At 70.3% G+C, this 515-nt stretch carries 1 protein-coding gene; it reads left to right on the top strand.

Annotation, left to right across the window (positions count from 1 at the left end; genetic code table 11):
* Positions 1-515, top strand: a 515-nt coding sequence (locus tag ACYVDE_RS26015) for a pentapeptide repeat-containing protein (RefSeq protein WP_460504387.1), incomplete at both ends; no start/stop codon positions are given.

The following is a 515-nucleotide window of genomic DNA, read 5'->3' as shown; positions in this document are numbered from 1 at the left end:
CGACTTCAGCCGGGCCTCGTTCGGCCAGCCGCAGCTGGCGCGGGCCGTGCTGCACGACACGGTGTTCGTGGGCAGCAAGCTGCACGGGGCGTCTTTCGTGGAAGCCGAGCTGCGCGGCACCCGGTTTTCGGAGGCCGAGCTGTACGATGCCCGGTTTGAGAACTGCGTGCTGGCCGAGACGGACGGCTCGGCGGCCTGCTGGTTTAATGCCGCGCTGCTGCACCGGGCCTGCTTCGACGGGGCCAAGGCCAACGGCTGCCGCTTCGACTGGGCCAACCTGACTGACGTGAGCCTGCGGGGAGCCCGCCTGGTGGGCGCCAATTTCGGCGGGGCCAACTTGGCGAAAGCTGACTTCACCGGCGCCGACCTGACGGGCGCCAACTTCGAGAAGGCCTCGCTGCACGGCGCCATTTTCGAGCAGTGCCAGCTGGCCGGGGCGGTGTTCGCCGATGCCCACGGCGAAGGGGTGCGCTTCGGCCGCGCCGACCTGAGCCGCACGCAGTGGACGCGCACCC

Source organism: Hymenobacter agri (assembly GCF_054778495.1).
Note: the sequence above shows the minus strand (reverse complement) of the source record. Positions and strands in the feature narration are given on the sequence as shown.